This window comes from Pseudomonas sp. ASL7 (genome assembly GCF_056680375.1).
In genome coordinates this window covers 221,954-243,094 of record NZ_CM155279.1, presented here as the reverse complement: position 1 = coordinate 243,094, position 21,141 = coordinate 221,954, and the positions used below count along the sequence as shown (strand labels likewise).

Here is a 21,141-nt window from a genome sequence, read left to right as displayed (position 1 = left end):
ATCAACCTTTAAACACTTCATCCAGCAGATTATGCATCGACGTAAACGCCCGAGCGGCCGTCTTCGCGTCATACATCATCATCCCCGGCACATTCGCATGCGGGTCCGTAAACGAATGCACGGCGCCGCCATAGCTCAGCAACTGCCAATCCACCCCCGCCGCATTCATTTCATTTTCGAACGCGGGCAGTTGCTCCTTTGGCACCAGTGGATCAGAGGCGCCGTGCAACACCAACACCGAACCCTTGATGTTGTTGGCATCGGCCGGACTCGGTGAATCCAGACTCCCGTGGAACGAGACTGCCGCCTTCACTGGCGCACCCGTACGGGCCAGGTCCAACGCGCAGCAACCGCCGAAGCAGAAACCGAACGTCGCCAGTTTCGAGGTATCGACTGCGGCCTCGCCTTGGCTCTGCAACTGTTCGAATGCCGCCTGCAAGCGCTTGCGCAGCAACGCACGGTCATTCTTCAGGGGCATCATCGCCGCCCCCGCCTCGTCGCCGTTCTGTGGACGAACCGATTGGCCATAAACGTCCGCGATCAACACCACATACCCCTTGGACGCCACCGACTTGGCGATTTCCTCGGCGCCGGCGCTGATACCCATCCAGTTTGGCGCCATCAACAATCCCGGGCGCGGGCCTTTGTGGTTGGCATCAAATGCCAGACGGCTTTCAAAGGACTGGCCATCAAGCTGGTAAGCAACCGAACGAACAGTGATTTGACTCATGACTAACTCCCAGTAAAAGACACCAGAATAAAAAAACCCGCCGAAGCGGGTAATGCCGGATTGTAGGAGCGAGCTTGCTCGCGATGGTCGTTAACGAATACGCGTGTTTATTGGCTAAACGCGGCGTTCTTGAGTCCATCGTCGGAACGCCGCCCGGAGCAAGCTCGCTCCTACAAAGTGTTAAACCGACAGTTCAACCAGCAGCTTGTTCAGACGGCGTACATAGGCGGCCGGGTCCTTCAAGCTGTCTCCGGCGGCCAGGGCAGCCTGATCGAAGAGAATGTGCGACAGGTCGCCGAAGCGCTCGTCGCTTTGCTCGTTGTCGAGCTTCTCGATCAGCGGGTGAGCCGGGTTGAATTCGAAGATCGGCTTCGAATCCGGAACCTTCTGACCGCTGGCTTCGAGGATCTGACGCATTTGCATGCCCAGGTCTTGCTCGCCGATGGCCAAAATCGCCGGGGAATCGGTCAGACGGTGGGAAACCCGCACTTCAGCAACGGAGTCGCCGAAGGCCGTTTTCAAACGCTCGACCAAACCTTCTTTGGACTTGGCGACTTCTTCCGCCGCTTTCTTGTCCTCTTCCGAGTCCAGGTTGCCCAGGTCCAGGTCACCGCGCGCCACGTCGACAAAGCTCTTGCCGTCGAAGTCGCTGAGGTAGCTCATCAGCCACTCGTCGATGCGATCAGTCAGCAGCAGCACTTCGATGCCTTTCTTGCGGAAGACTTCCAGGTGCGGGCTGTTTTTGACTTGCGCGTAGGTTTCGCCGGTCAGGTAGTAAATCTTGTCCTGACCTTCCTTGGCGCGTGCCAGGTACTCGGCCAGACCCACAACCTGCTCACCTTCTTCGCCCTGAGTGGACGCAAAACGCAGCAGGCCAGCGATTTTCTCTTTGTTGGCGAAGTCTTCTGCCGGGCCTTCTTTCATGACCTGACCGAAGTTTTTCCAGAAGCCTTTGTATTGCTCAGGCTCGTTCTTCGCCAGTTTTTCCAGCATGTCCAGCACACGCTTGGTCAGCGCCGACTTCATGGAGTCGATGATCGGATCTTTCTGCAGGATTTCCCGCGACACGTTCAGCGACAGGTCGTTGGAATCGACCACGCCTTTGATAAAGCGCAGGTACAACGGCAGGAACGATTCGGCTTGGTCCATGACAAAAACGCGCTGCACATACAGCTTCAGGCCTTTCGGCGCTTCACGCTGGTACAGGTCGAACGGAGCGCGGGTCGGCACGTACAGCAGCGAGCTGTATTCGAGCTTGCCTTCGACCTTGTTGTGGCTCCAGCTCAGCGGATTTTCGAAGTCGTGGGCAATATGCTTGTAGAATTCCTGGTATTCCTCCTCCTTGATTTCGGTGCGAGGACGGGTCCACAGGGCGCTGGCGCGGTTGACGGTTTCCCATTCAACAGCCGGCTTCTCTTCACCCTCGGCGGCGGCCACTTCTTTCGGCAACTCGATCGGCAGAGCAATGTGGTCGGAGTATTTCTTGACGATGTTGCGCAGACGCCAGCCATCGGCGAACTCGTCTTCACCGGACTTCAGGTGCAGGACGATACGGGTGCCGCGGTCGGCTTTCTCAACGGTGGCAACTTCAAAATCGCCTTCACCTTTGGACGACCAGTGCACGCCTTCGCTGGCGGCAACACCGGCACGACGGCTGAATACATCGACTTTATCGGCGACGATGAAGGCCGAGTAGAAACCAACACCGAATTGACCAATCAGGTGGGAGTCTTTCTTCTGATCGCCAGAGAGATGTTTCATGAAATCGGCAGTGCCGGATTTAGCGATAGTGCCCAGGTGGGTAATCGCGTCTTCACGGCTCATACCGATGCCGTTGTCTTCGAGGGTGACAGTTTTAGCGTCCTTGTCGAAGCTCACACGGATTTTCAGTTCCGCGCCGCCTTCCAGCAGTTCAGGCTTGGACAGGGCTTCGAAACGTAATTTGTCGACAGCGTCAGAGGCGTTCGAAATCAATTCGCGAAGGAAAATTTCCTTATTGGAATACAGCGAATGGATCATGAGGTGCAGCAGTTGCTTCACCTCGGTCTGGAAGCCCAGGGTTTCCTTTTGAGTTTCCACGCTCATAGTCATCAAACTCCAACTTGGATGGCATTGGCCGCGCCCGAAAGGGTTGGCGGCGGGATGTCATCAAGGTTGGGGCTGCGACTCGGATTTCAAGGGCTCTTCAATTTTGAAATGCGCCCGGGCCGTGGCAATGGGCTCGGCTTCGGTGGTTTGCCAGGCCGTAATCGCCACATTGGCGACCCGCCGCCCCTGACGGCAAACCTGGCATCGAGCCCAGGTATCGCGAAACTGCCCGGCACGCAGATAGTCGAGGGAGAAGTCGATGATCTTCGGTATGCCCGGCGAGCCCGTGCAAATCAGCAGGTGCAGCGCGGCGGACAGTTCCATGAACCCGGCAATCACCCCCCCATGAATCGCCGGCAATAAAGGGTTACCAATGTTGTCCTTGTTGGCCGGCAGGCGAAACAGCAGCTCATCGCCTACACGCGAACAGTCGACGCCTATCAGCTTGGCGTAGGGAATCAGGTGCAGCAGCGACGCGTAGTCGCCCTTTTCATGCGCCTGTTGCAGCTGAGCCTTGAAATCGGTCATTTCGCACCTCCGGCGATGACGCCACCAAAGCCTTTTGTGCCTTTGATGGCGGTGCCCATGCGCATGAAGGTGCCCACCACGTGGGCGATGGGTTGCTCGGGATCATCCTGATAGGCGAAACCCCGGGCGAATATCACGTCAGTCGTCACCCGGTAGCATTGGGCAAAACCGTAGACATCTTTATAGGGCTCGGCGGCATGCATGTAATCGATCCGCAGGTCGAGGGTCGGGCAGACTTCGAATGCCGGCAACACGCAGAGGGTGGACATGCCGCAGGCCGTGTCCATCAGCGTGGTCAGGGCGCCCCCGTGAATCACGCCGGTTTGCGGGTTGCCAACGATCTGCGTGCTGTACGGCAGAATGACGGTCAGGCCGTCGCTGCTCGCACTGTGAACCCGCAGCCCCAGCACCTGACAATGTCGCAGCGCCGACATAAATCGCATTGCGCGTTCAAAAACGGGGTTTTCCGCCATTTGATAAGAACTCTTCTTAGTATTGGAACATCGCACGAGGCATATTCGGTAAAAGTTCCCGTGGGAATAATCTTATATATTTGAACGAATTGAGGAACTTAACGCTGTGGGCTGTGCTCGAAAGGCCAGTAGATATTTTCCATAGGAGAAACACCCCATGCGTAAAACTTTAGCTATTGCCTTGATGTTGACCGCTTCCCTCGGTCTCGCCGCTTGCGGTAAAAAATCCGAGGACAAAGCTCAAGAAGCTAACCAACATGCTGAACAAGCTCAGCAAGACATGAGCAAAGCTCAGGATAAAGTGAACGACGCGGCTAAAGAAAACGCCGAATCCGCCAAAGCTCAGGCTGAATCGAACGAAGCCGCTGCGAAAGAAGCACCTAAAAACTAAATAGTTTTTAGCGTAATAAAGAAAACCCGCAAAATGGTGGTAATGCCGATCATGTAGGAGCGAGCTTGCTCGCGATGGACGTTAACGATAATGCGCGCTTTCTGAATGAAGGCGCCGTTCTTGAGTCCATCGCGAGCAAGCTCGCTCCTACAAAGACGACATTTGCCAAATGCGGGTTTTCTTTTGTCTGTGATTTATCCCGTTAGAGCAAAAAAGTTCTAAAAGTCGGACTAATCATCAATAGCAACGAACAAACCAGACCGACAAACCACACCAGACTGCGCTGCCAGGCAAGATCAATCCAATAACACAGCAAGTAAATGATCCGCAAAATCACAAAGATGATTGCCAGCGCGTCGATCAACCATCCCGCTGTCTGTGTGGTGTGGGCCATCAACACCCCCACCGCAAACAAGATGAACGCCTCGAAACAATTCTGATGGGCCGCCAACGCCCTGGCACCCAAGCCCGTGAGTTGTGCCTGTTGCTGACGCGGCAAGTGATTGTTGTAACCCCCCTGCTCTTTCATGGCCTTGGCCACTGGTATACGAGCTACGTAAATCAATAAGGCACTGATAAACACACACCAGAACGGAATACTCATCAAGCAGCCTCTTTACTCGCCTCAGGCAATGGTGCCTCTGTAGGGGTATAGACCATCACGTCGAGAACGTCGGAATGAAACTCCCGGCGATACAACACCAACACGACGCCGGTACTCATCAACATGAACAACCAGGGGCTGACAAACCAGGCCAGCATGGTCATGCCGAAATAATAGGAGCGCAGGCCGAAGTTGAACTGGTTGGCGGCCATGGAGATGACACGCGCCGCACGGGACGCGAACGCTTTGCGCTCCTGCTCGGAGACATGGCGCTCACCGACCATCGGCGCCGAGCCAATCAAGATGGCTGCAAAGTTGTACTGACGCATGCACCAGCTGAACGTAAAGAACGCGTAGACGAACACCAACGCCAGACACAGCAACTTGATCTCAGACATTCCCTGGGACGCCTGTTGCACCATTGGAATGTCCGCCAACAACGAGACGGCCCTTTCGGACGCACCGAGTACAGTGAGAATACCAGCCAGGATAATCAGCGTGCTTGAGGCAAAGAACGAGGCGTTGCGTTCCAGATTGCCCACCACGCTGGCGTCAGCGATGCGGTTATCGCGCAGCAGCATGCGGCGCATCCAGTCTTCGCGGTACAAGTGCAGCACGCTGGCCAGGCACGCGGTGTCGCGGCCCTTCCACGAGGCATAACGGGTGTAACCACCCCAGCAGATGACGAACCAGAGCGCGGCGAGGATGTGGATCAGGTTGGCGTGGATGAACGACATGCAGGTCCTTGTGATGGGTTTGCGATTTACTGAAGTCTTGTGGGAGCGAGCCTGCTCGCGAAGAGGACATCACATTCAACATCATCGTTGACTGTCACACCGCCTTCGCGAGCAGGCTCGCTCCCACATGGGAATTGCAATGCTTCGACGTTAGCTCAAGGAAAAAGACACTGCAGCACGCCCATAAAAAATGCCCCGTATCGATTGATACGGGGCATTTCTGTTACTGCTCACGACCCGCTTGTGACAGGCCTTGCAGTGGCTTAAGCCAGCACTTCTTCACGCTTGCCCAGCAGACGGTCGCAGGCTACGGCGACCACCAGCGTCATGACCGACGGCACCAGCCATGCCAGCCCCTGCTCGCTCAGCGGCAGGTGGGACAACTGAGTCGGCATCCAGTCCGCCAGACCCGCGCCCTTGAGGGCGTCGATCAGGCCGAAAAGGAACGACACCAGCATGACCGGACCGACGATGCGGCCTTGCTCATGCCAGAAGTCCTTGCAGAAGCTCAACGCCACCAAGGCAATGCACGGCGGGTAAATAGCGGTCAGTACCGGGATCGAGAACGCGATCAGCTTGGTGAGGCCCAGGTTGGACACCAGCAGGGAGAACGCGGCCAGGATAATGACCAGCGTCTTGTAGGACAGTGGCAGCACGCGGCTGAAGTATTCCGCGCAAGCGCACGTCAGACCCACCGCAGTGACCAGGCAGGCCAGCGAGATCAACACCGCCAGAAAACCGCTGCCCAACGAACCGAAGGTGTGTTGCACATAAGCGTGCAACACCGCCGCGCCATTGGTGGCACCCGCTGCAACTTCGTGACTGCCCGAACCGAGGCGGAACAGGCTGACGTAAACCAGTGCCAGACCGACGCCGGCAATCAACCCGGCAATGATTGCGTAACGGGTGATCAGCACTGGCGAATCGACGCCACGGGAACGGATGGCGTTGACGATAACAATGCCGAACACCAATGCGCCCAGAGTATCCATGGTCAGGTAACCATTGATGAACCCTTGGGAGAACGGCGCCGCTACGTATTCCGGGGTCGCCACGCCAATATCACCGGCCGGCAAGGCAAACGCCGCGATACCCAGCGCAGCCAGGGCGATGATTTTCAGCGGTGCGAGGAAACGTCCTACGGTATCCAGCAAACGGCCCGGGTAGAGCGAGATGAAGAACACCAGCAGAAAGTACACCGAGCTATAGAGGAACAGCGCCAGCGGGCTCTCGCCCGTCAGCGGCGCCAGCCCCACTTCAAAGGAGACCGTTGCGGTACGCGGTGTCGCGAACAGCGGGCCAACGGCGAGGTAGCACGCGGCGGCCAGTAAACCGCCGGCGACTTTACCGATCGGGCTGCTCAACGCATCCATTGCGCCACCGACCTTGGCCAGTGCAACCACGGTAATCACCGGCAATCCGACCGCCGTGATCAGAAAACCCAGCGCCGCCATCCAGACATGAGGTCCGGACTGCAAACCGACGATGGGCGGGAAGATGATGTTGCCAGCCCCGACAAACAGGGCAAACGTCATAAAACCAAGTGCCAGGATGTCCTGGCCTTTCAACACTTTCATTAAGGAAATACCACACTACTGAATCGGAATTTAGAGAGGGATTTCCCATATGGGTGAGGGAAATGCTGTCGGCCCGTATAGGACTGACCCTTTAGCGCGTAGCTGCCTTGTGGGCCGCGGACGCAAAAATGGCTGCTAGCCTAACGAATTTGGGTAATAAACGCACTGTTTAGGGGCGAACTATCCGCTCTACGACATCTCTGTGTCGCGTTTTTGCATGTAATTGGTGGGTGCCTATCAGTCCGCCTTCGCGAGCAGGCTCGCTCCCACCCTAAATGGTGCGTCCATTCCTGTGGGAGCGAGCCTGCTCGCGAAGAAGCCAGCACCCATAACCCGGAAGCCACAAACGACAAAGGCCACCCGAAGGTGGCCTTTGTTTGGTGAAGCGTGAATTAAGCGCGAGGCTTACTTCATCGCCCAACCGGTCAGCTCGGACAAAGCCTTGCCGATGTCTGCCAGCGAACGCACGGTTTTAACGCCTGCGTCTTCCAGGGCAGCAAACTTCTCGTCTGCAGTGCCTTTGCCGCCAGAGATGATTGCGCCAGCATGGCCCATGCGCTTGCCCGCAGGGGCAGTCACACCAGCGATGTAGGAAACAACCGGCTTGGTCACGTGTGCCTTGATGTAGGCAGCCGCTTCTTCTTCAGCCGAACCGCCGATCTCACCGATCATGACGATCGCTTCGGTCTTCGGGTCTTCCTGGAACAGCTTCAGGATGTCGATGAAGTTCGAACCTGGGATCGGGTCACCGCCGATGCCGACGCAAGTCGACTGGCCGAAACCGGCGTCAGTCGTTTGCTTGACAGCTTCGTAAGTCAGGGTGCCGGAACGGGAAACGATACCGACCTTGCCTGGCAAGTGAATGTGACCCGGCATGATGCCGATCTTGCATTCGCCTGGAGTGATCACGCCTGGGCAGTTAGGACCGATCAGGACTACACCCAGCTCGTCGCACTTGACCTTGGCATCCAGCATATCCAGGGTAGGAATGCCTTCAGTGATGCAAACGATCAGCTTGATGCCGCCGAAGGCTGCTTCCAGGATGGAGTCTTTGCAGAAAGGAGCTGGAACGTAGATCACGCTGGCGGTGGCGCCAGTGGCAGCTACAGCGTCTTTCACAGTGTTGAACACTGGCAGACCCAGGTGTTCGGTGCCGCCTTTACCCGGAGTAACGCCACCGACCATCTTGGTGCCGTATTCGAGGGCTTGCTGGGTGTGGAAACTACCTTGCGAACCGGTAATACCCTGGCAGATAACTTTGGTGTCTTTATTGATCAGGACGCTCATTATTTGCCCTCCGCAGCTTTAACGACTTGTTGAGCAGCGTCGGTCAGGCTGGTAGCAGCGATGATGTTCAAACCGCTTTCTGCCAGTACTTTAGCGCCCAGCTCAGCGTTGTTGCCTTCAAGGCGAACAACAACCGGGATTTTCACGCCGACTTCTTTCACAGCGCCGATGATGCCTTCGGCAATCATGTCGCAGCGAACGATGCCGCCGAAGATGTTGACCAATACTGCAGCGACGTTAGTGTCGGACAGGATGATCTTGAACGCTTCGGTAACGCGTTCTTTGGTAGCACCGCCGCCCACGTCGAGGAAGTTGGCTGGTTTGCCGCCATGCAGGTTGACGATGTCCATGGTACCCATGGCCAGGCCAGCACCGTTGACCATGCAACCGATGTTGCCTTCCAGTGCTACGTAGTTCAGTTCGAACTTGGCAGCGTGCGCTTCGCGCGGATCGTCTTGCGACGGATCGTGGAAAGTCTTCAGCTTAGGCTGACGGTACATGGCGTTGGCGTCGATGTTGATCTTGGCGTCGAGGCAATGCAGATCGCCGTCAGCCTTGATCACCAGAGGGTTCACTTCCAGCAGAGCCAGGTCGTGATCCTTGAACAGCTTGGCCAGACCTACGAAGATCTTGGCGAACTGAGCAACTTGCTTGCCTTCCAGACCCAGCTGGAATGCCAGCTCGCGACCCTGGAATGGCTGAGCGCCAACCAGTGGATCGATAGTGGCCTTGAGGATTTTCTCAGGGGTGTCATGAGCGATTTTCTCGATGTCCACGCCACCTTCGGTGGAAGCCATGAACACGATGCGACGGCTCGAACGGTCAACGACAGCGCCCAGGTACAGCTCTTTAGCGATATCAGTGCACGATTCAACCAGGATCTTGGTGACTGGCTGACCATTGGCGTCAGTCTGGTAAGTCACCAGACGCTTGCCCAGCCACTGCTGTGCGAATGCCTTGGCGTCTTCTTTGCTGCGAACCAGCTTGACGCCGCCCGCTTTACCGCGACCACCCGCGTGGACCTGGGCTTTGACAACCCACTCGGTGCCGCCGATTTTGTCGCAAGCTTCTGCTGCTGCTTCCGGGGTGTCTACTGCGTAACCGGTGGAAACTGGCAGGCCGTATTCAGCGAACAGCTGCTTACCCTGATACTCGTGAAGATTCATGCTTATTACCGTCTTCGTTAGGTACTGCGCATTCGGTGCTGCACTTGTTCAAGTGCCGCACCACCTGTGACTGCTGCTTGCGTAGCCTTTCCGGACAACCGGTGCAGCTACGCAAGACTGCGTCCAGCGGATATTCCGCGGTGAGTCTTGCATGCAAGGCTCACGACGGGCCAAACCGCCGTGGTTTCTTATTATGTCTTAACGCTTCTTGCGGTTGGCAATGTGGATGGCGCCGCCATTCACCGCCAGCGCTGCTTCGTGCAAGGCTTCGGACAGGGTCGGATGGGAGAAGACCATCATGCCCAGGTCTTCAGCGCTGGTGCCGAATTCCATACCGATCGCGCCCTGTTGAACCAGTTCTGCAGCGCTCGGGCCAATGACGTGAACACCCAATACGCGGTCGGTCTTGGCATCTGCGATGACCTTGACGAAACCACCGGTATCGTTGGCGGCCATGGCACGGCCAGAAGCTGCGAACGGGAAAGTGCCGACGTTAACTTCAACGCCTTCTGCTTTCAAGGTCTGCTCGGTTTTACCAACCCACGCGATTTCCGGGTGAGTATAAATAACCGAAGGGATCAGGTCATAGTTGATTTGGGCCTTGTGACCCTTGATGCGCTCAACAACCATGATGCCTTCTTCAGACGCCTTGTGCGCCAGCATCATGCCGCGAACCACGTCACCGATGGCGTAAACGCCCGGAACGCTGGTCGCGCACTGGTCGTCAACGAATACGAAACCGCGCTCGTCGAGGGTCACACCGCTGTCGGCAGCCAACAGTTCGGTGGTCACTGGACGGCGACCAACGGCAACGATCAGCTTGTCGAACGTGATGCTCTGTTCGCCGTTGGCATCGGTGTAGTTCACCACGACTTCGTTGCCGTTCACTTTGGAACCGGTAACGCGAGCACCCAGCTTGATGTTCAGACCTTGTTTGGTCAGGGTCTTGTAGGCTTCTTTGGACACAGCGTCGTCAGCAGCCGGCAGGAATTTCTCCAGCGCTTCCAGAACAACCACTTCAGAACCCAGACGCGACCATACCGAACCCAGTTCCAGACCGATAACGCCAGCGCCGATCACGCCCAGACGCTTAGGTACGGATTGGAATTCCAGCGCGCCAGTCGAATCGACGATCACGTTCTGGTCAACCGGAGCCGGTGGAATGTCGATCGGACGCGAGCCCGAAGCCAGAATCACGTTCTCGGCTTCGATGATTTCGACGGTGCCGTCTGGCTTGGTCAGTTCAACTTTCTTGCCGGCCAGCAGTTTGCCGTGGCCTTGCAGGGAAGTAACGCCGTTAGCCTTGAACAGGGTGGCAACACCGGAAGTCAGGCCTTTAACGATATTGGCTTTACGGCCGACCATCGCTGACACGTCCATGGTCACGCCAGCGTGATTGATACCGTGGATCGCGAAGCCTTCTTTGGCTTCCTTGTACTTCCAGGAGCTGTCCAGCAGCGCCTTGGATGGAATGCAGCCGACGTTCAGGCAAGTACCGCCCAGAGCCAGTTTGCCTTCCTTGTCGGTGTACTTCTCGATGCAGGCAGTCGTCAGGCCAAGCTGCGCTGCTTTGATGGCAGCCACATAGCCGCCAGGGCCCGCACCGATCACTACTACGTCAAATTTCTGCGACATTCAAAAAATCCTCTTTTGGCAAGCTTGAAGCCACAAGCCTCAAGCCAAGCTGCCCTTTCTTGCAGCTTGTAGCTTGAAACCTGCAGCTGCTTCTATCAGATATCCAGCAGCAAACGAGCCGGGTCTTCCAGCAGGTTCTTGATGGTAACCAGGAAGGTCACAGCTTCTTTGCCATCGATCAAACGGTGATCGTAGGACAGAGCCAGGTACATCATCGGACGGATAACGACCTGACCGTTGATCGCCATAGGACGCTGCAGAATGTTGTGCATGCCCAGGATTGCCGCTTGCGGCGGATTGACGATCGGGGTCGACATCATCGAACCGAAGGTACCACCGTTGGTAATGGTGAAAGTACCGCCAGTCATTTCGTCCATCGACAATTTGCCATCACGAGCCTTCTTGCCGAAGGTGGCGATGCCGCCTTCGATTTCAGCCAGGCTCATCAGTTCGGCGTTACGCAGAACCGGTACGACCAGACCGCGGTCGCTGGAAACAGCCACACCGACGTCAGCGTAGCCGTGGTAAACGATGTCCGCACCGTCGATCGACGCGTTGACAGCCGGGAAGCGTTTCAGCGCTTCGGTGGCAGCCTTGACGAAGAACGACATGAAGCCCAGGCGTACGCCGTTGTGGGACTTCTCGAACAGGTCCTTGTACTTCGAACGCAGGGCCATGACTTCGGTCATGTCGACTTCGTTGAACGTGGTCAGCATTGCCATGTTCGATTGAGCTTCAACCAGACGCTTGGCAACGGTGGCCCGCACGCGGGTCATCGGTACGCGCTTCTCGATGCGATCGCCAGCAGCGAACACCGGTGCAGCAGCGGCAGGAGCAGCCGCCTTGGCAGGTGCGGCAGCCGGAGCGGCTTTCTTGGCAGCAACAGCCGCTACCACGTCTTCCTTGGTCACACGACCGCCTTTGCCAGTGCCGGCAACGGAAGCGATGTTGATGCCATTCTCTTCAGCCAGCTTGCGAGCAGCCGGTGCAGCAACAGGATCGTCTTCGCCTTCGGCAGCTGGAGCAGCGGCCTGTGCAGCAGCCGGAGCAGCGGCAGCGGCTGGAGCGGCAGCAGCACCGCCCGCTTCGATGGAGCCCAGGACTTCGTCGGACAGAACGGTGTCGCCTTCGTTCTTGACGATAGCGCCCAGTACGCCGTCGGCAGTCGCCAACACTTCCAGCACAACCTTGTCGGTTTCGATGTCGACGATCAGGTCATCACGCTTGACGGCGTCGCCCGGTTTTTTGTGCCAGGTGGCAACGGTGCCATCGGCGACCGATTCCGGGAAAGTGGGGGCTTTGATCTCGATAGCCATTATCTGTGGTTCCTTAAATTCGGTTTCAGGTGCGCGAAGGCGTTAAACAGTAAAGGCGTCTTGCAGCAGTTTTTCCTGCTGCTCAGCGTGCATCGATGCATAACCGCACGCAGGTGCAGCAGAAGCATCACGGCCCGCGTACTCGAGTACGAGCGACTTGTCGTGATTGCCAATGATGCGGCGCATGTGGTGCTGGCTGCAGTACCAGGCACCCTGGTTCATCGGCTCTTCCTGACACCAAACGATATGTTTGAGGTTGGTGTACGGAGCCAGGACTTCATTCAAGTCGTCCTCAGGGAATGGGTACAGCTGCTCAAGACGCACGATGGCGATATCGTCACGGCCTTCGGCACGGCGTTTTTCCAGCAGGTCGTAGTAGACCTTGCCGCTACACAGAACAATGCGCTCAACCTTTTTCGGGTCTTGAGCATCGATTTCCGGGATAACGGTCTGGAACGAACCTTCGGCCAGATCTTCCAGCGTCGAGATGGCCAGCTTGTGGCGCAGCAGCGACTTCGGCGTCAGGACGACCAATGGTTTGCGCAGCGGGCGAATCACCTGACGGCGCAGCAAGTGGTAGATCTGAGCCGGCGTTGTCGGCAAGCACACCTGGATGTTGTGCTCGGCGCACAGCTGCAGGTAACGCTCAAGACGAGCCGAGGAGTGCTCTGGCCCCTGACCTTCATAACCGTGTGGCAGCAACATGGTCAGACCGCACAGACGGCCCCACTTGTGCTCGCCACTGGTGATGAACTGGTCAATAACCACCTGGGCACCGTTGGCGAAGTCGCCGAACTGGGCTTCCCAGATAACCAGCGCATTTGGCGTGGTGGTCGAGTAACCGTACTCAAACGCCAGCACCGCTTCTTCGGACAGGAACGAGTCGTACAGGTCGAAACGTGGCTGACCGTCGTACAGATGCTGCAGCGGGATGTAGCTGCCAGCGTCTTTCTGGTTGTGCAAGACAGCATGACGGTGCGAGAACGTACCGCGGCCGATGTCCTGGCCAGTCATGCGAATCGGGTGACCTTCGAACGCCAGGGTCGCGTACGCCATGGTTTCGGCATAACCCCAGTTGATCGGCAGGCCGCCGACTTGCATTTTCTGGCGATCTTCGTAGATCTTGGCAACCTGGCGCTGAACCACGAAGCCTTCTGGAATTTCCAGCAGCTTGGCAGACAGTTCCTGCAAGGTTTTCAAGTCGAAGCGAGTGTCGTGACGCGCAGTCCAGGCGTGGCCCAGGTACGGACGCCAGTCCACGAACAACTCTTTGTTCGGCTCTTTGACCAGGCTTTTCACTACGTGCAGACCGTTGTCCAGCGCGTTGCGGTATTCATCGATCTTCGCCTGAACACGCTCGACGTCCAGCACACCACTTTGCGTCAGACGATCGGCGTACAGCTCACGGGTCGTGCGCTGCTTGGTGATCTGCTGATACATCAGAGGCTGGGTACCGCTTGGCTCGTCGGCCTCGTTGTGGCCGCGACGACGGTAGCAGAACATGTCGATGACCACATCGCGCTTGAACTGCATGCGGTAGTCAATGGCCAGCTGGGTCACGAACAATACAGCTTCCGGATCGTCACCATTCACATGGAGGATTGGCGCCTGGATCATTTTCGCAACGTCGGTCGCGTACTCGGTGGAGCGCGCGTCCAGCGGGTTGCTGATGGTGAAACCAACCTGGTTGTTGATCACGATGTGCACGGTGCCGCCGGTTTTGAAACCGCGGGTCTGCGACATCTGGAAGGTTTCCATCACCACGCCCTGACCTGCAATTGCAGCGTCGCCGTGGATGGAGATCGGCAGGACCTTCTCACCGGTAGGGTCGTTACGACGATCCTGACGGGCGCGAACCGAACCTTCGACCACTGGAGAAACGATTTCCAGGTGGGACGGGTTAAAGGCCATGGCCAGGTGAACTTCACCGCCGGCGGTCATTACGTTGGACGAGAAGCCCTGGTGATATTTAACGTCACCGGAACCCAGCTCGACCTTCTTCTTGCCTTCGAACTCGTCGAACAGCTCGCGCGGGTTCTTGCCGAAGGTGTTGACCAGCACGTTCAGACGACCACGGTGGGCCATGCCGATGACGATTTCCTTCGTGCCGTAGGAACCGGAACGCTGGATCAGCTCATCGAGCATCGGAATCAGGCTCTCGCCGCCTTCCAGACCAAAACGTTTGGTACCCGGGTATTTGGTCCCCAGGTATTTTTCCAGACCTTCGCCCGCGGTGACGCGCTCGAGCAGGTGGCTCTTGATGTCGGCGGAGTACGTCGGACGGCCGCGCACGCTTTCCAGACGCTGCTGGAACCACTGGCGCTGCTCGGAATCGGTGATATGCGTAAATTCAGCGCCAATGGTGCGGCAATATGTCTGCTGCAACGCTTCGTGAATTTCGCGTAGGCTCGCTTCCTCTTTGCCGATGAACAGGTCGCCGGCACGGAAGGTCGTATCAAGATCGGCATTGGTCAAGCCGTAATGATTGATCGACAGGTCTGCAGGTGCAGGACGCTGCCACAGCCCCAGCGGGTCAAGCTGGGCTGCCTGGTGGCCACGCATACGGTAGGCCTGGATCAACCGCAGCACTTCAACTTGCTTCTTTTCGTGCTCACTGCTCACGCTTCCGGCGGAAACCGGTTGGGCGCGGCGCTGGTTCTTTGCCAGCAAGACGAAATGATCGCGAATTGTGGAGTGCGAAACATCGGTGGCAGTGTTGCCGTCAGCAGGCAACTTCTGGAAGTAGGTGCGCCACTCTTCTGGCACAGCGTTAGGGTCGTGCAGGTAGAGCTCGTAGAGCTCTTCCACATAGGCAGCGTTACTACCGGATAGGTAGGCGCTGTTCCACATGCGCTGCATCACGCTTTCTTGCATGCTTGGTCACCCTCGGTTAGGGGAACACCACCGGCGTCGACACCGAGCACGCTTGCAGAAGTCCGAATGCAGCGACCAAAACAAGCCACTTAGGATCACGCTGATAGTCCGGGTACCAGCCCGGATGCCCCTGCTTGTCTCATTTCTTCAAAATAAGAGCCGCAGCTTTATGAGCTGCTGCTCAGGTTAAAACTACGGCGCCGGTTGAAGCCTGCGCCGTAGCATCTACAGGTACCGCGGTGTTACAGGTACAGCAGCTGAATCACACGCCGCTTTGCAGCAGCATGTTACGTACGTGACCGATGGCCTTAGTCGGGTTAAGGCCTTTCGGACAGACGTTGACGCAGTTCATGATCCCGCGGCAGCGGAATACGCTGAACGGGTCATCCAGTGAAGCCAGACGCTCGGCAGTCTTGGTGTCACGGCTGTCTGCCAGGAAGCGGTACGCTTGCAGCAGGGCAGCTGGACCCAGGAACTTGTCCGGGTTCCACCAGAAGGACGGGCAAGAGGTCGAGCAGCAAGCGCACAGGATGCACTCGTACAGACCGTCGAGCTTTTCACGCTCTTCAGGGGTCTGCAGACGCTCGATGGCCGGAGCCGGCGTGTCGTTCTGCAGGTATGGCTTAACTTTCTCGTATTGCTTGTAGAAGATGCTCATATCGACGACCAGGTCACGGATAACCGGCAAACCTGGCAGCGGACGAACGATCAGCTTGTTACCTTTTACGACAGAAGACAGCGGCGTAACGCACGCCAGACCGTTTTTGCCGTTGATGTTCATGCCGTCGGAACCGCAAACACCTTCACGGCAAGAGCGACGATAGGAGAAACCTTCGTCCTGCTCTTTGATCAGGGCCAGCACGTCCAGCACCATCAGGTCTTTACCACCGGTGTCGACCTGGAATTCCTGCATGAACGGCGCAGCGTCCTGATCAGGGTTGTAGCGATAAACACTGACTTGCAACATGGCGGCCACCCTTAATAAGTCCGAATCTTGGGTTCAAAAGTCGGAACAGTCTTCGGCGAGAAGTTCACGGCGCGCTTGGTTACGCGCTTGTCACCCGGGAAGTACAGGGTGTGGCACAGCCAGTTTTCGTCGTCGCGGTCTTCGTAGTCTTCACGGGCGTGAGCGCCGCGGGACTCTTTGCGGATTTCTGCAGCGATGGCGGTGGCTTCGGCCACTTCCAGCAGGTTCTGCAGCTCCAGCGCTTCGATACGAGCGGTGTTGAACGCCTGGCTCTTGTCGTTGATCTTGACGTTGGCGATACGGCCACGCAGATCAGCCAGTTGAGCAATACCCTTCTGCATGTATTCGCCGGTACGGAATACACCGAAGTAGTTCTGCATGCAGCTTTGCAGTTCTTTACGCAGCGTGGCGACGTCTTCGCCTTCGGTACGCGAGTTCAGGCCATCGAGACGAGCCAAGGCTGCGTCGATGTCGGACTGGCGAGGGCGAGCGTAATCAACGCCTGCTTTCAGGGTCTGTTCCAGGAACAGGCCGGCGGCGCGACCGAATACCACGAGGTCGAGCAACGAGTTACCGCCCAGACGGTTGGCACCGTGAACCGATACGCAAGCCACTTCGCCTACTGCGAACAGACCAGGAATGATCTGGTCTACGCCGTCGGCGTCCTGGGTGATTGCCTGACCATGAATGTTGGTGGCAACGCCGCCCATCATATAGTGGCAGGTTGGAACGACCGGAATCGGCGCCACGGCTGGATCGACGTGAGCGAAGGTCTTGGACAGTTCCATGATGCCTGGCAGACGGCTGTGCAGAACTTCTTCACCGAGGTGATCGAGTTTCAGCATTACGTGGTCGCCATCCGGACCGCAACCGTTGCCGGCGATGATCTCTTTAACCATCGAGCGAGCAACAACGTCACGACCCGCCAGGTCTTTGGCGTTCGGAGCATAACGCTCCATGAAACGCTCGCCGTGCTTGTTGATCAGGTAACCGCCTTCACCGCGGCAGCCTTCAGTAACCAGTACACCGGCGCCGGCGATGCCGGTCGGGTGGAACTGCCACATTTCGATGTCTTGTACCGGCACGCCTGCACGCAGAGCCATGCCGACGCCGTCACCGGTGTTGATCAGGGCGTTGGTGGTGGACGAGTAGATACGGCCTGCACCGCCAGTCGCCAATACGGTGGCGTTAGCGCGGACGTAGGAAGTTTCGCCGGTTTCGATGCAGATGACGATCATGCCGACAAAGGCACCGTCTTCGTTCTTCACCAGGTCGACGCCGTAGTATTCGTTGAGGAATACGGTGCCGGCCTTGAGGTTGGCCTGGTACAGGGTGTGCAGCAGTGCGTGACCGGTACGGTCGGCAGCGGCACACGTACGTGCAGCCTGGCCACCTTTACCGAAGTCTTTCGACTGACCGCCGAACGGACGCTGATAGATGCGGCCTTGTTCGGTACGGGAGAACGGCAAGCCCATGTGCTCGAGTTCGAAGACCGCTTCCGGGCCTACGGAACACATGTATTCGATAGCGTCCTGGTCACCGATGTAGTCGGAACCCTTGACGGTATCGTACATGTGCCAGCGCCAGTCATCGTTCGGATCTGCCGAAGCGATGGCGCAGGTAATGCCACCCTGGGCGGATACAGTGTGCGAACGAGTCGGGAAAACCTTGGTGATCACGGCAGTCTTGTGACCACCTTGTGCCAGCTGCAGAGCAGCGCGCATGCCAGCACCGCCGCCGCCAATGATGATGGCGTCGAACGAAAGCGTATTAACTGTAGTAGACATGAATCAGATACCCCAAAGAATCTGCACACCCCAGACGAAGTACGCGAACATCGCGACGCCGCATACAGCCTGGAAGAGGAAACGTATTGCAGTCGCGGACTTGCCGAACGCCATTGGCGTCAGGTAGTCGGTCGCGATGGTCCACATGCCGACCCAGGCGTGAGCGCCGAGGGCAACGAGAGCCAGGAGACTGAAAATACGCATCCAGTTGCTTGCGAACAGTTCATGCCATTGGGCGTAGCCGAGGCCAGGATGGGCGACGACGTATCCGATCAGGAAAATGAAGTAAGCCGCGAGAACGACCGCAGACACACGTTGTGCCATCCAGTCATAGAGGCCCGAACGCGACAGGTTCGTGACGTTAGTTACCATATCCAAACTCCTGCCAGAACGATTACCACCACGGAAACGGCGATAACGATTTTCGAGCCCAGTTTGCCGCCTTCAAGCGACTCGCCGATGCCCATGTCCATGATCAAATGGCGCACACCGGCAACCAGGTGATACAGCAAGGCGGACAGGATTCCCCAAATCACTAGCTTGGCTAGCGGACTGGTCAGACACGCTTTCACCTGACCGAAGCCTTCTTCTGAGCTCAGCGATTTGTCCAATGCATAAAGCATGATGGCCAGGCTGACAAAGAGGATGACACCGGAGATTCGGTGAAGAATGGACGTGTAAGCAGTGACTGGGAGTTTGATGGTCCTTAGGTCTAGGTTTACAGGTCGTTGGCTATTCACGGCTTTTTTTCACACTGAAGAGCCCCTAACAATCAGGGCAAAGTTGTTGGGGAGTGCACTGGTCAGGTACCCACCACCCAGGGAGTGCGACCCCCAATAAAGCAGGCCCAAAAGCCCCTGGCGGTCGGAGGCCGAGTATAGACAGTTAGGCTACTAATGACAACGCGTTCACCTACCCCAAATAGCGCATTGCACAAGTTGGATAAAAGGCGTAAATGGCAGTCAAATTCGAGGAAAAAGTCCGGTTAAAGCCTTCTGGAGCAAGACTTTAGGCAAATTGACATTCGAATTTATCTCACTATAGTGGTGCGGGCCCTGCGTGGGGGGTCTGTCTGATGATTTCAAGCATAAATAGGAGGCCACATGGCTGACAAAAAAGCGCAGTTGATCATCGAGGGCGCAGCCCCCGTCGAGCTGCCCATTTTAACCGGCACCGTTGGTCCCGATGTTATCGATGTTCGGGGCCTGACGGCCACGGGCCGTTTCACCTTTGACCCTGGCTTCATGTCGACTGCTTCCTGCGAGTCGAAGATCACCTATATCGACGGCGACAACGGCATTTTGCTGCACCGCGGCTACCCGATCGAACAGCTGGCTGAAAAGTCGGACTACCTGGAAACCTGCTATCTGCTGCTCAACGGCGAATTGCCGACCGCAGAACAGAAGGCCCAGTTCGTCAGCACCGTCAAGAACCACACCATGGTTCACGAGCAGCTCAAGACGTTCTTCAACGGTTTCCGTCGCGACGCCCACCCGATGGCCGTCATGTGCGGTGTAGTCGGCGCCCTCTCGGCCTTCTACCACGACTCCCTGGACATCAATAACCCGCAGCATCGCGAAATCTCCGCGATCCGTCTGGTTGCCAAGATGCCGACGCTGGCAGCGATGGTTTACAAGTACTCCATGGGCCAACCCATGATGTACCCGCGCAACGACCTGACGTACGCGGAAAACTTCCTGCACATGATGTTCAACACCCCGTGCGAGATCAAACCGATCAGCCCGGTGCTCGCCAAGGCCATGGACCGGATCTTCATCCTCCATGCCGACCACGAGCAGAACGCATCGACTTCCACCGTACGCCTGGCCGGCTCTTCGGGTGCCAACCCGTTCGCCTGTATCGCCGCCGGTATCGCTGCACTGTGGGGCCCTGCCCACGGCGGCGCGAACGAAGCCGTTCTGACCATGCTCGATGAAATTGGCGATGTTTCGAACATCGACAAGTACATCGCCAAGGCCAAGGACAAGAATGATCCGTTCAAACTGATGGGCTTCGGTCACCGGGTTTACAAAAACCGCGACCCACGCGCCACGGTTATGAAGCAGACTTGCGACGAAGTGCTGAAAGAGCTGGGTATCAACAACGATCCGCAACTCCAACTGGCCATGCGCCTGGAAGAGATTGCCCTGACCGACCCGTACTTCATCGAACGTTCGCTGTACCCGAACGTCGACTTCTACTCGGGGATCATCCTCAAGGCGATCGGCATTCCAACCAGTATGTTCACCGTGATCTTCGCCCTGGCGCGGACTGTCGGCTGGATCTCCCACTGGAAAGAAATGCTCTCCAGCCCGTACAAGATCGGCCGCCCGCGCCAGTTGTACACTGGCTACGAGTCGCGTGACATTACCAAGCTGGAAGACCGCAAATAAGACCTGTCTTGCGATAACGTCTTAAGTTGTACCGAGAACGGCCTCTATATATAGAGGCCGTTTTTGTTTATGGCGGTTGGGTCTTTGATTGGGGGTATATCCGTTTTTTTGGTGATGGCGGCTATTGGTTCCGCCCTTACGGCGGGTCACTTTGAAAAGCGCAAAGTAACCAAACGCTCTTGCCCCTTTCGTTCGGTGCCTCGCCTAGGCTCGGCATGCCCTCGCTCCGGTCCTGCTCCGTGGGCCCGCCGCCATCGGCCATCCATGGCCGGGGGCGGCTAACCCGGCATCCTTGCCGGGTTGCCCACTGCGCAGAACCTCCACTCAGCCTCTCGAGGGGGCGGTGCATCGAGATCAAAAGCTGCAGGCGAGCTAACGCTCGGCCCGATGAGTGGTGAGAATCAAAAGCGGCACGCCGCGCCATTGTGGGTGGTGAAAAACAATTTCCGTGCACCGATCCACTGTGGGAGCGAGCCTGCTCGCGAAGCTGTTGATCTTGCCGTTGCCGTTGCTTCGGCTTTAGATCTGCCGCCCCTTTCCCAGAGGCCGAACGCAGGCGTTGCGCAGGGGGCACCGCGGCAAGGATGC

The 21,141-nt window shown here is 57.2% G+C and carries 18 protein-coding genes; 2 read left to right on the top strand and 16 right to left on the bottom strand.

All coding sequences use genetic code 11. The features are described from left to right. Position 1 precedes the first annotated feature (1 nt). The 4 genes from AC1MDT_RS01115 to AC1MDT_RS01100 form a co-directional block, all read right to left on the bottom strand. Entirely contained in the window at positions 2 to 730 is a 729-nt protein-coding gene (locus tag AC1MDT_RS01115; protein ID WP_480420309.1) for a dienelactone hydrolase family protein, read from the bottom strand. Positions 731 to 910: 180 nt separating this feature from the next. Beyond that, on the bottom strand, positions 911 to 2,815 hold the full coding sequence (gene htpG, locus AC1MDT_RS01110; RefSeq protein ID WP_480420308.1) for a molecular chaperone HtpG: 1,905 nt from the start codon (positions 2,813 to 2,815) through the stop codon (positions 911 to 913). A gap of 63 nt (positions 2,816 to 2,878) precedes the next feature. Then, on the bottom strand, positions 2,879 to 3,346 hold the full coding sequence (locus AC1MDT_RS01105) for a PaaI family thioesterase (protein WP_480420307.1): 468 nt from the start codon (positions 3,344 to 3,346) through the stop codon (positions 2,879 to 2,881). After that, positions 3,343 to 3,819, bottom strand: a complete 477-nt coding sequence (locus AC1MDT_RS01100; RefSeq protein WP_480420306.1) for a PaaI family thioesterase — start codon at positions 3,817 to 3,819, stop codon at positions 3,343 to 3,345. The genes AC1MDT_RS01105 and AC1MDT_RS01100 overlap by 4 nt, the downstream gene beginning before the upstream one ends. A gap of 157 nt (positions 3,820 to 3,976) precedes the next feature. On the opposite strand from AC1MDT_RS01100, the gene AC1MDT_RS01095 reads away from it, so the two are divergent. Then, the gene (locus AC1MDT_RS01095; RefSeq protein WP_480420305.1) at positions 3,977 to 4,210 is read left to right on the top strand and encodes a hypothetical protein; all 234 of its coding nucleotides are present in this window, start codon (positions 3,977 to 3,979) and stop codon (positions 4,208 to 4,210) included. 202 nt (positions 4,211 to 4,412) lie between these two features. Here AC1MDT_RS01095 and AC1MDT_RS01090 read toward each other — a convergent pair whose 3' ends face one another. From AC1MDT_RS01090 to sdhC, 12 genes are all read right to left on the bottom strand, one after another. Next, positions 4,413 to 4,814: an MAPEG family protein gene (locus tag AC1MDT_RS01090; RefSeq protein WP_480420304.1), complete on the bottom strand. Its 402-nt coding sequence runs from the start codon at positions 4,812 to 4,814 to the stop codon at positions 4,413 to 4,415. Continuing rightward, positions 4,814 to 5,551 carry a DUF599 domain-containing protein gene (locus AC1MDT_RS01085; RefSeq protein WP_480420303.1) on the bottom strand — a complete coding sequence of 246 codons (738 nt, stop codon included), beginning with the start codon at positions 5,549 to 5,551 and terminating at the stop codon, positions 4,814 to 4,816. The genes AC1MDT_RS01090 and AC1MDT_RS01085 overlap by 1 nt, the downstream gene beginning before the upstream one ends. Before the next feature lie 263 nt (positions 5,552 to 5,814). Next, positions 5,815 to 7,128 carry a branched-chain amino acid transport system II carrier protein gene (gene brnQ / locus AC1MDT_RS01080; RefSeq protein ID WP_480420302.1) on the bottom strand — a complete coding sequence of 438 codons (1,314 nt, stop codon included), beginning with the start codon at positions 7,126 to 7,128 and terminating at the stop codon, positions 5,815 to 5,817. A 405-nt stretch (positions 7,129 to 7,533) separates the two neighbouring features. Beyond that, complete coding sequence (gene sucD, locus AC1MDT_RS01075; RefSeq protein WP_027922418.1) at positions 7,534 to 8,415, bottom strand: succinate--CoA ligase subunit alpha; 882 nt, start codon at positions 8,413 to 8,415, stop codon at positions 7,534 to 7,536. Then, positions 8,415 to 9,581, bottom strand: coding sequence for an ADP-forming succinate--CoA ligase subunit beta (sucC, locus tag AC1MDT_RS01070; protein WP_007898980.1), 1,167 nt, complete (start codon positions 9,579 to 9,581; stop codon positions 8,415 to 8,417). Before sucC ends, sucD begins: the two co-directional genes overlap by 1 nt. A 198-nt stretch (positions 9,582 to 9,779) precedes the next feature. Next, on the bottom strand, positions 9,780 to 11,216 hold the full coding sequence (lpdA, locus tag AC1MDT_RS01065; RefSeq protein WP_480420301.1) for a dihydrolipoyl dehydrogenase: 1,437 nt from the start codon (positions 11,214 to 11,216) through the stop codon (positions 9,780 to 9,782). A gap of 95 nt (positions 11,217 to 11,311) precedes the next feature. Further along, positions 11,312 to 12,532 (bottom strand): 2-oxoglutarate dehydrogenase complex dihydrolipoyllysine-residue succinyltransferase, encoded by a 1,221-nt coding sequence (gene odhB, locus AC1MDT_RS01060; RefSeq protein WP_010456848.1) that lies wholly within the window; start codon positions 12,530 to 12,532, stop codon positions 11,312 to 11,314. Between the two features lie 42 nt (positions 12,533 to 12,574). Further along, a complete protein-coding gene (locus tag AC1MDT_RS01055; RefSeq protein WP_480420300.1) occupies positions 12,575 to 15,406 on the bottom strand; it encodes a 2-oxoglutarate dehydrogenase E1 component in 2,832 nt (943 codons plus the stop codon). Positions 15,407 to 15,668: 262 nt separating this feature from the next. Next, positions 15,669 to 16,373 (bottom strand): succinate dehydrogenase iron-sulfur subunit, encoded by a 705-nt coding sequence (locus AC1MDT_RS01050; RefSeq protein ID WP_010456852.1) that lies wholly within the window; start codon positions 16,371 to 16,373, stop codon positions 15,669 to 15,671. Between the two features lie 11 nt (positions 16,374 to 16,384). Next, entirely contained in the window at positions 16,385 to 18,160 is a 1,776-nt protein-coding gene (gene sdhA, locus AC1MDT_RS01045) for a succinate dehydrogenase flavoprotein subunit (protein ID WP_480420299.1), read from the bottom strand. A gap of 3 nt (positions 18,161 to 18,163) precedes the next feature. Beyond that, the gene (sdhD, locus tag AC1MDT_RS01040; protein WP_059402221.1) at positions 18,164 to 18,532 is read right to left on the bottom strand and encodes a succinate dehydrogenase, hydrophobic membrane anchor protein; all 369 of its coding nucleotides are present in this window, start codon (positions 18,530 to 18,532) and stop codon (positions 18,164 to 18,166) included. Continuing rightward, a complete protein-coding gene (gene sdhC / locus AC1MDT_RS01035; RefSeq protein ID WP_027922413.1) occupies positions 18,526 to 18,900 on the bottom strand; it encodes a succinate dehydrogenase, cytochrome b556 subunit in 375 nt (124 codons plus the stop codon). Before sdhC ends, sdhD begins: the two co-directional genes overlap by 7 nt. A 363-nt stretch (positions 18,901 to 19,263) precedes the next feature. Here sdhC and gltA point away from each other — a divergent pair, with 363 nt between their 5' ends. Further along, a complete protein-coding gene (gltA, locus tag AC1MDT_RS01030) occupies positions 19,264 to 20,553 on the top strand; it encodes a citrate synthase (protein ID WP_480420298.1) in 1,290 nt (429 codons plus the stop codon). The last annotated feature ends 588 nt before the right edge of the window (positions 20,554 to 21,141 follow it).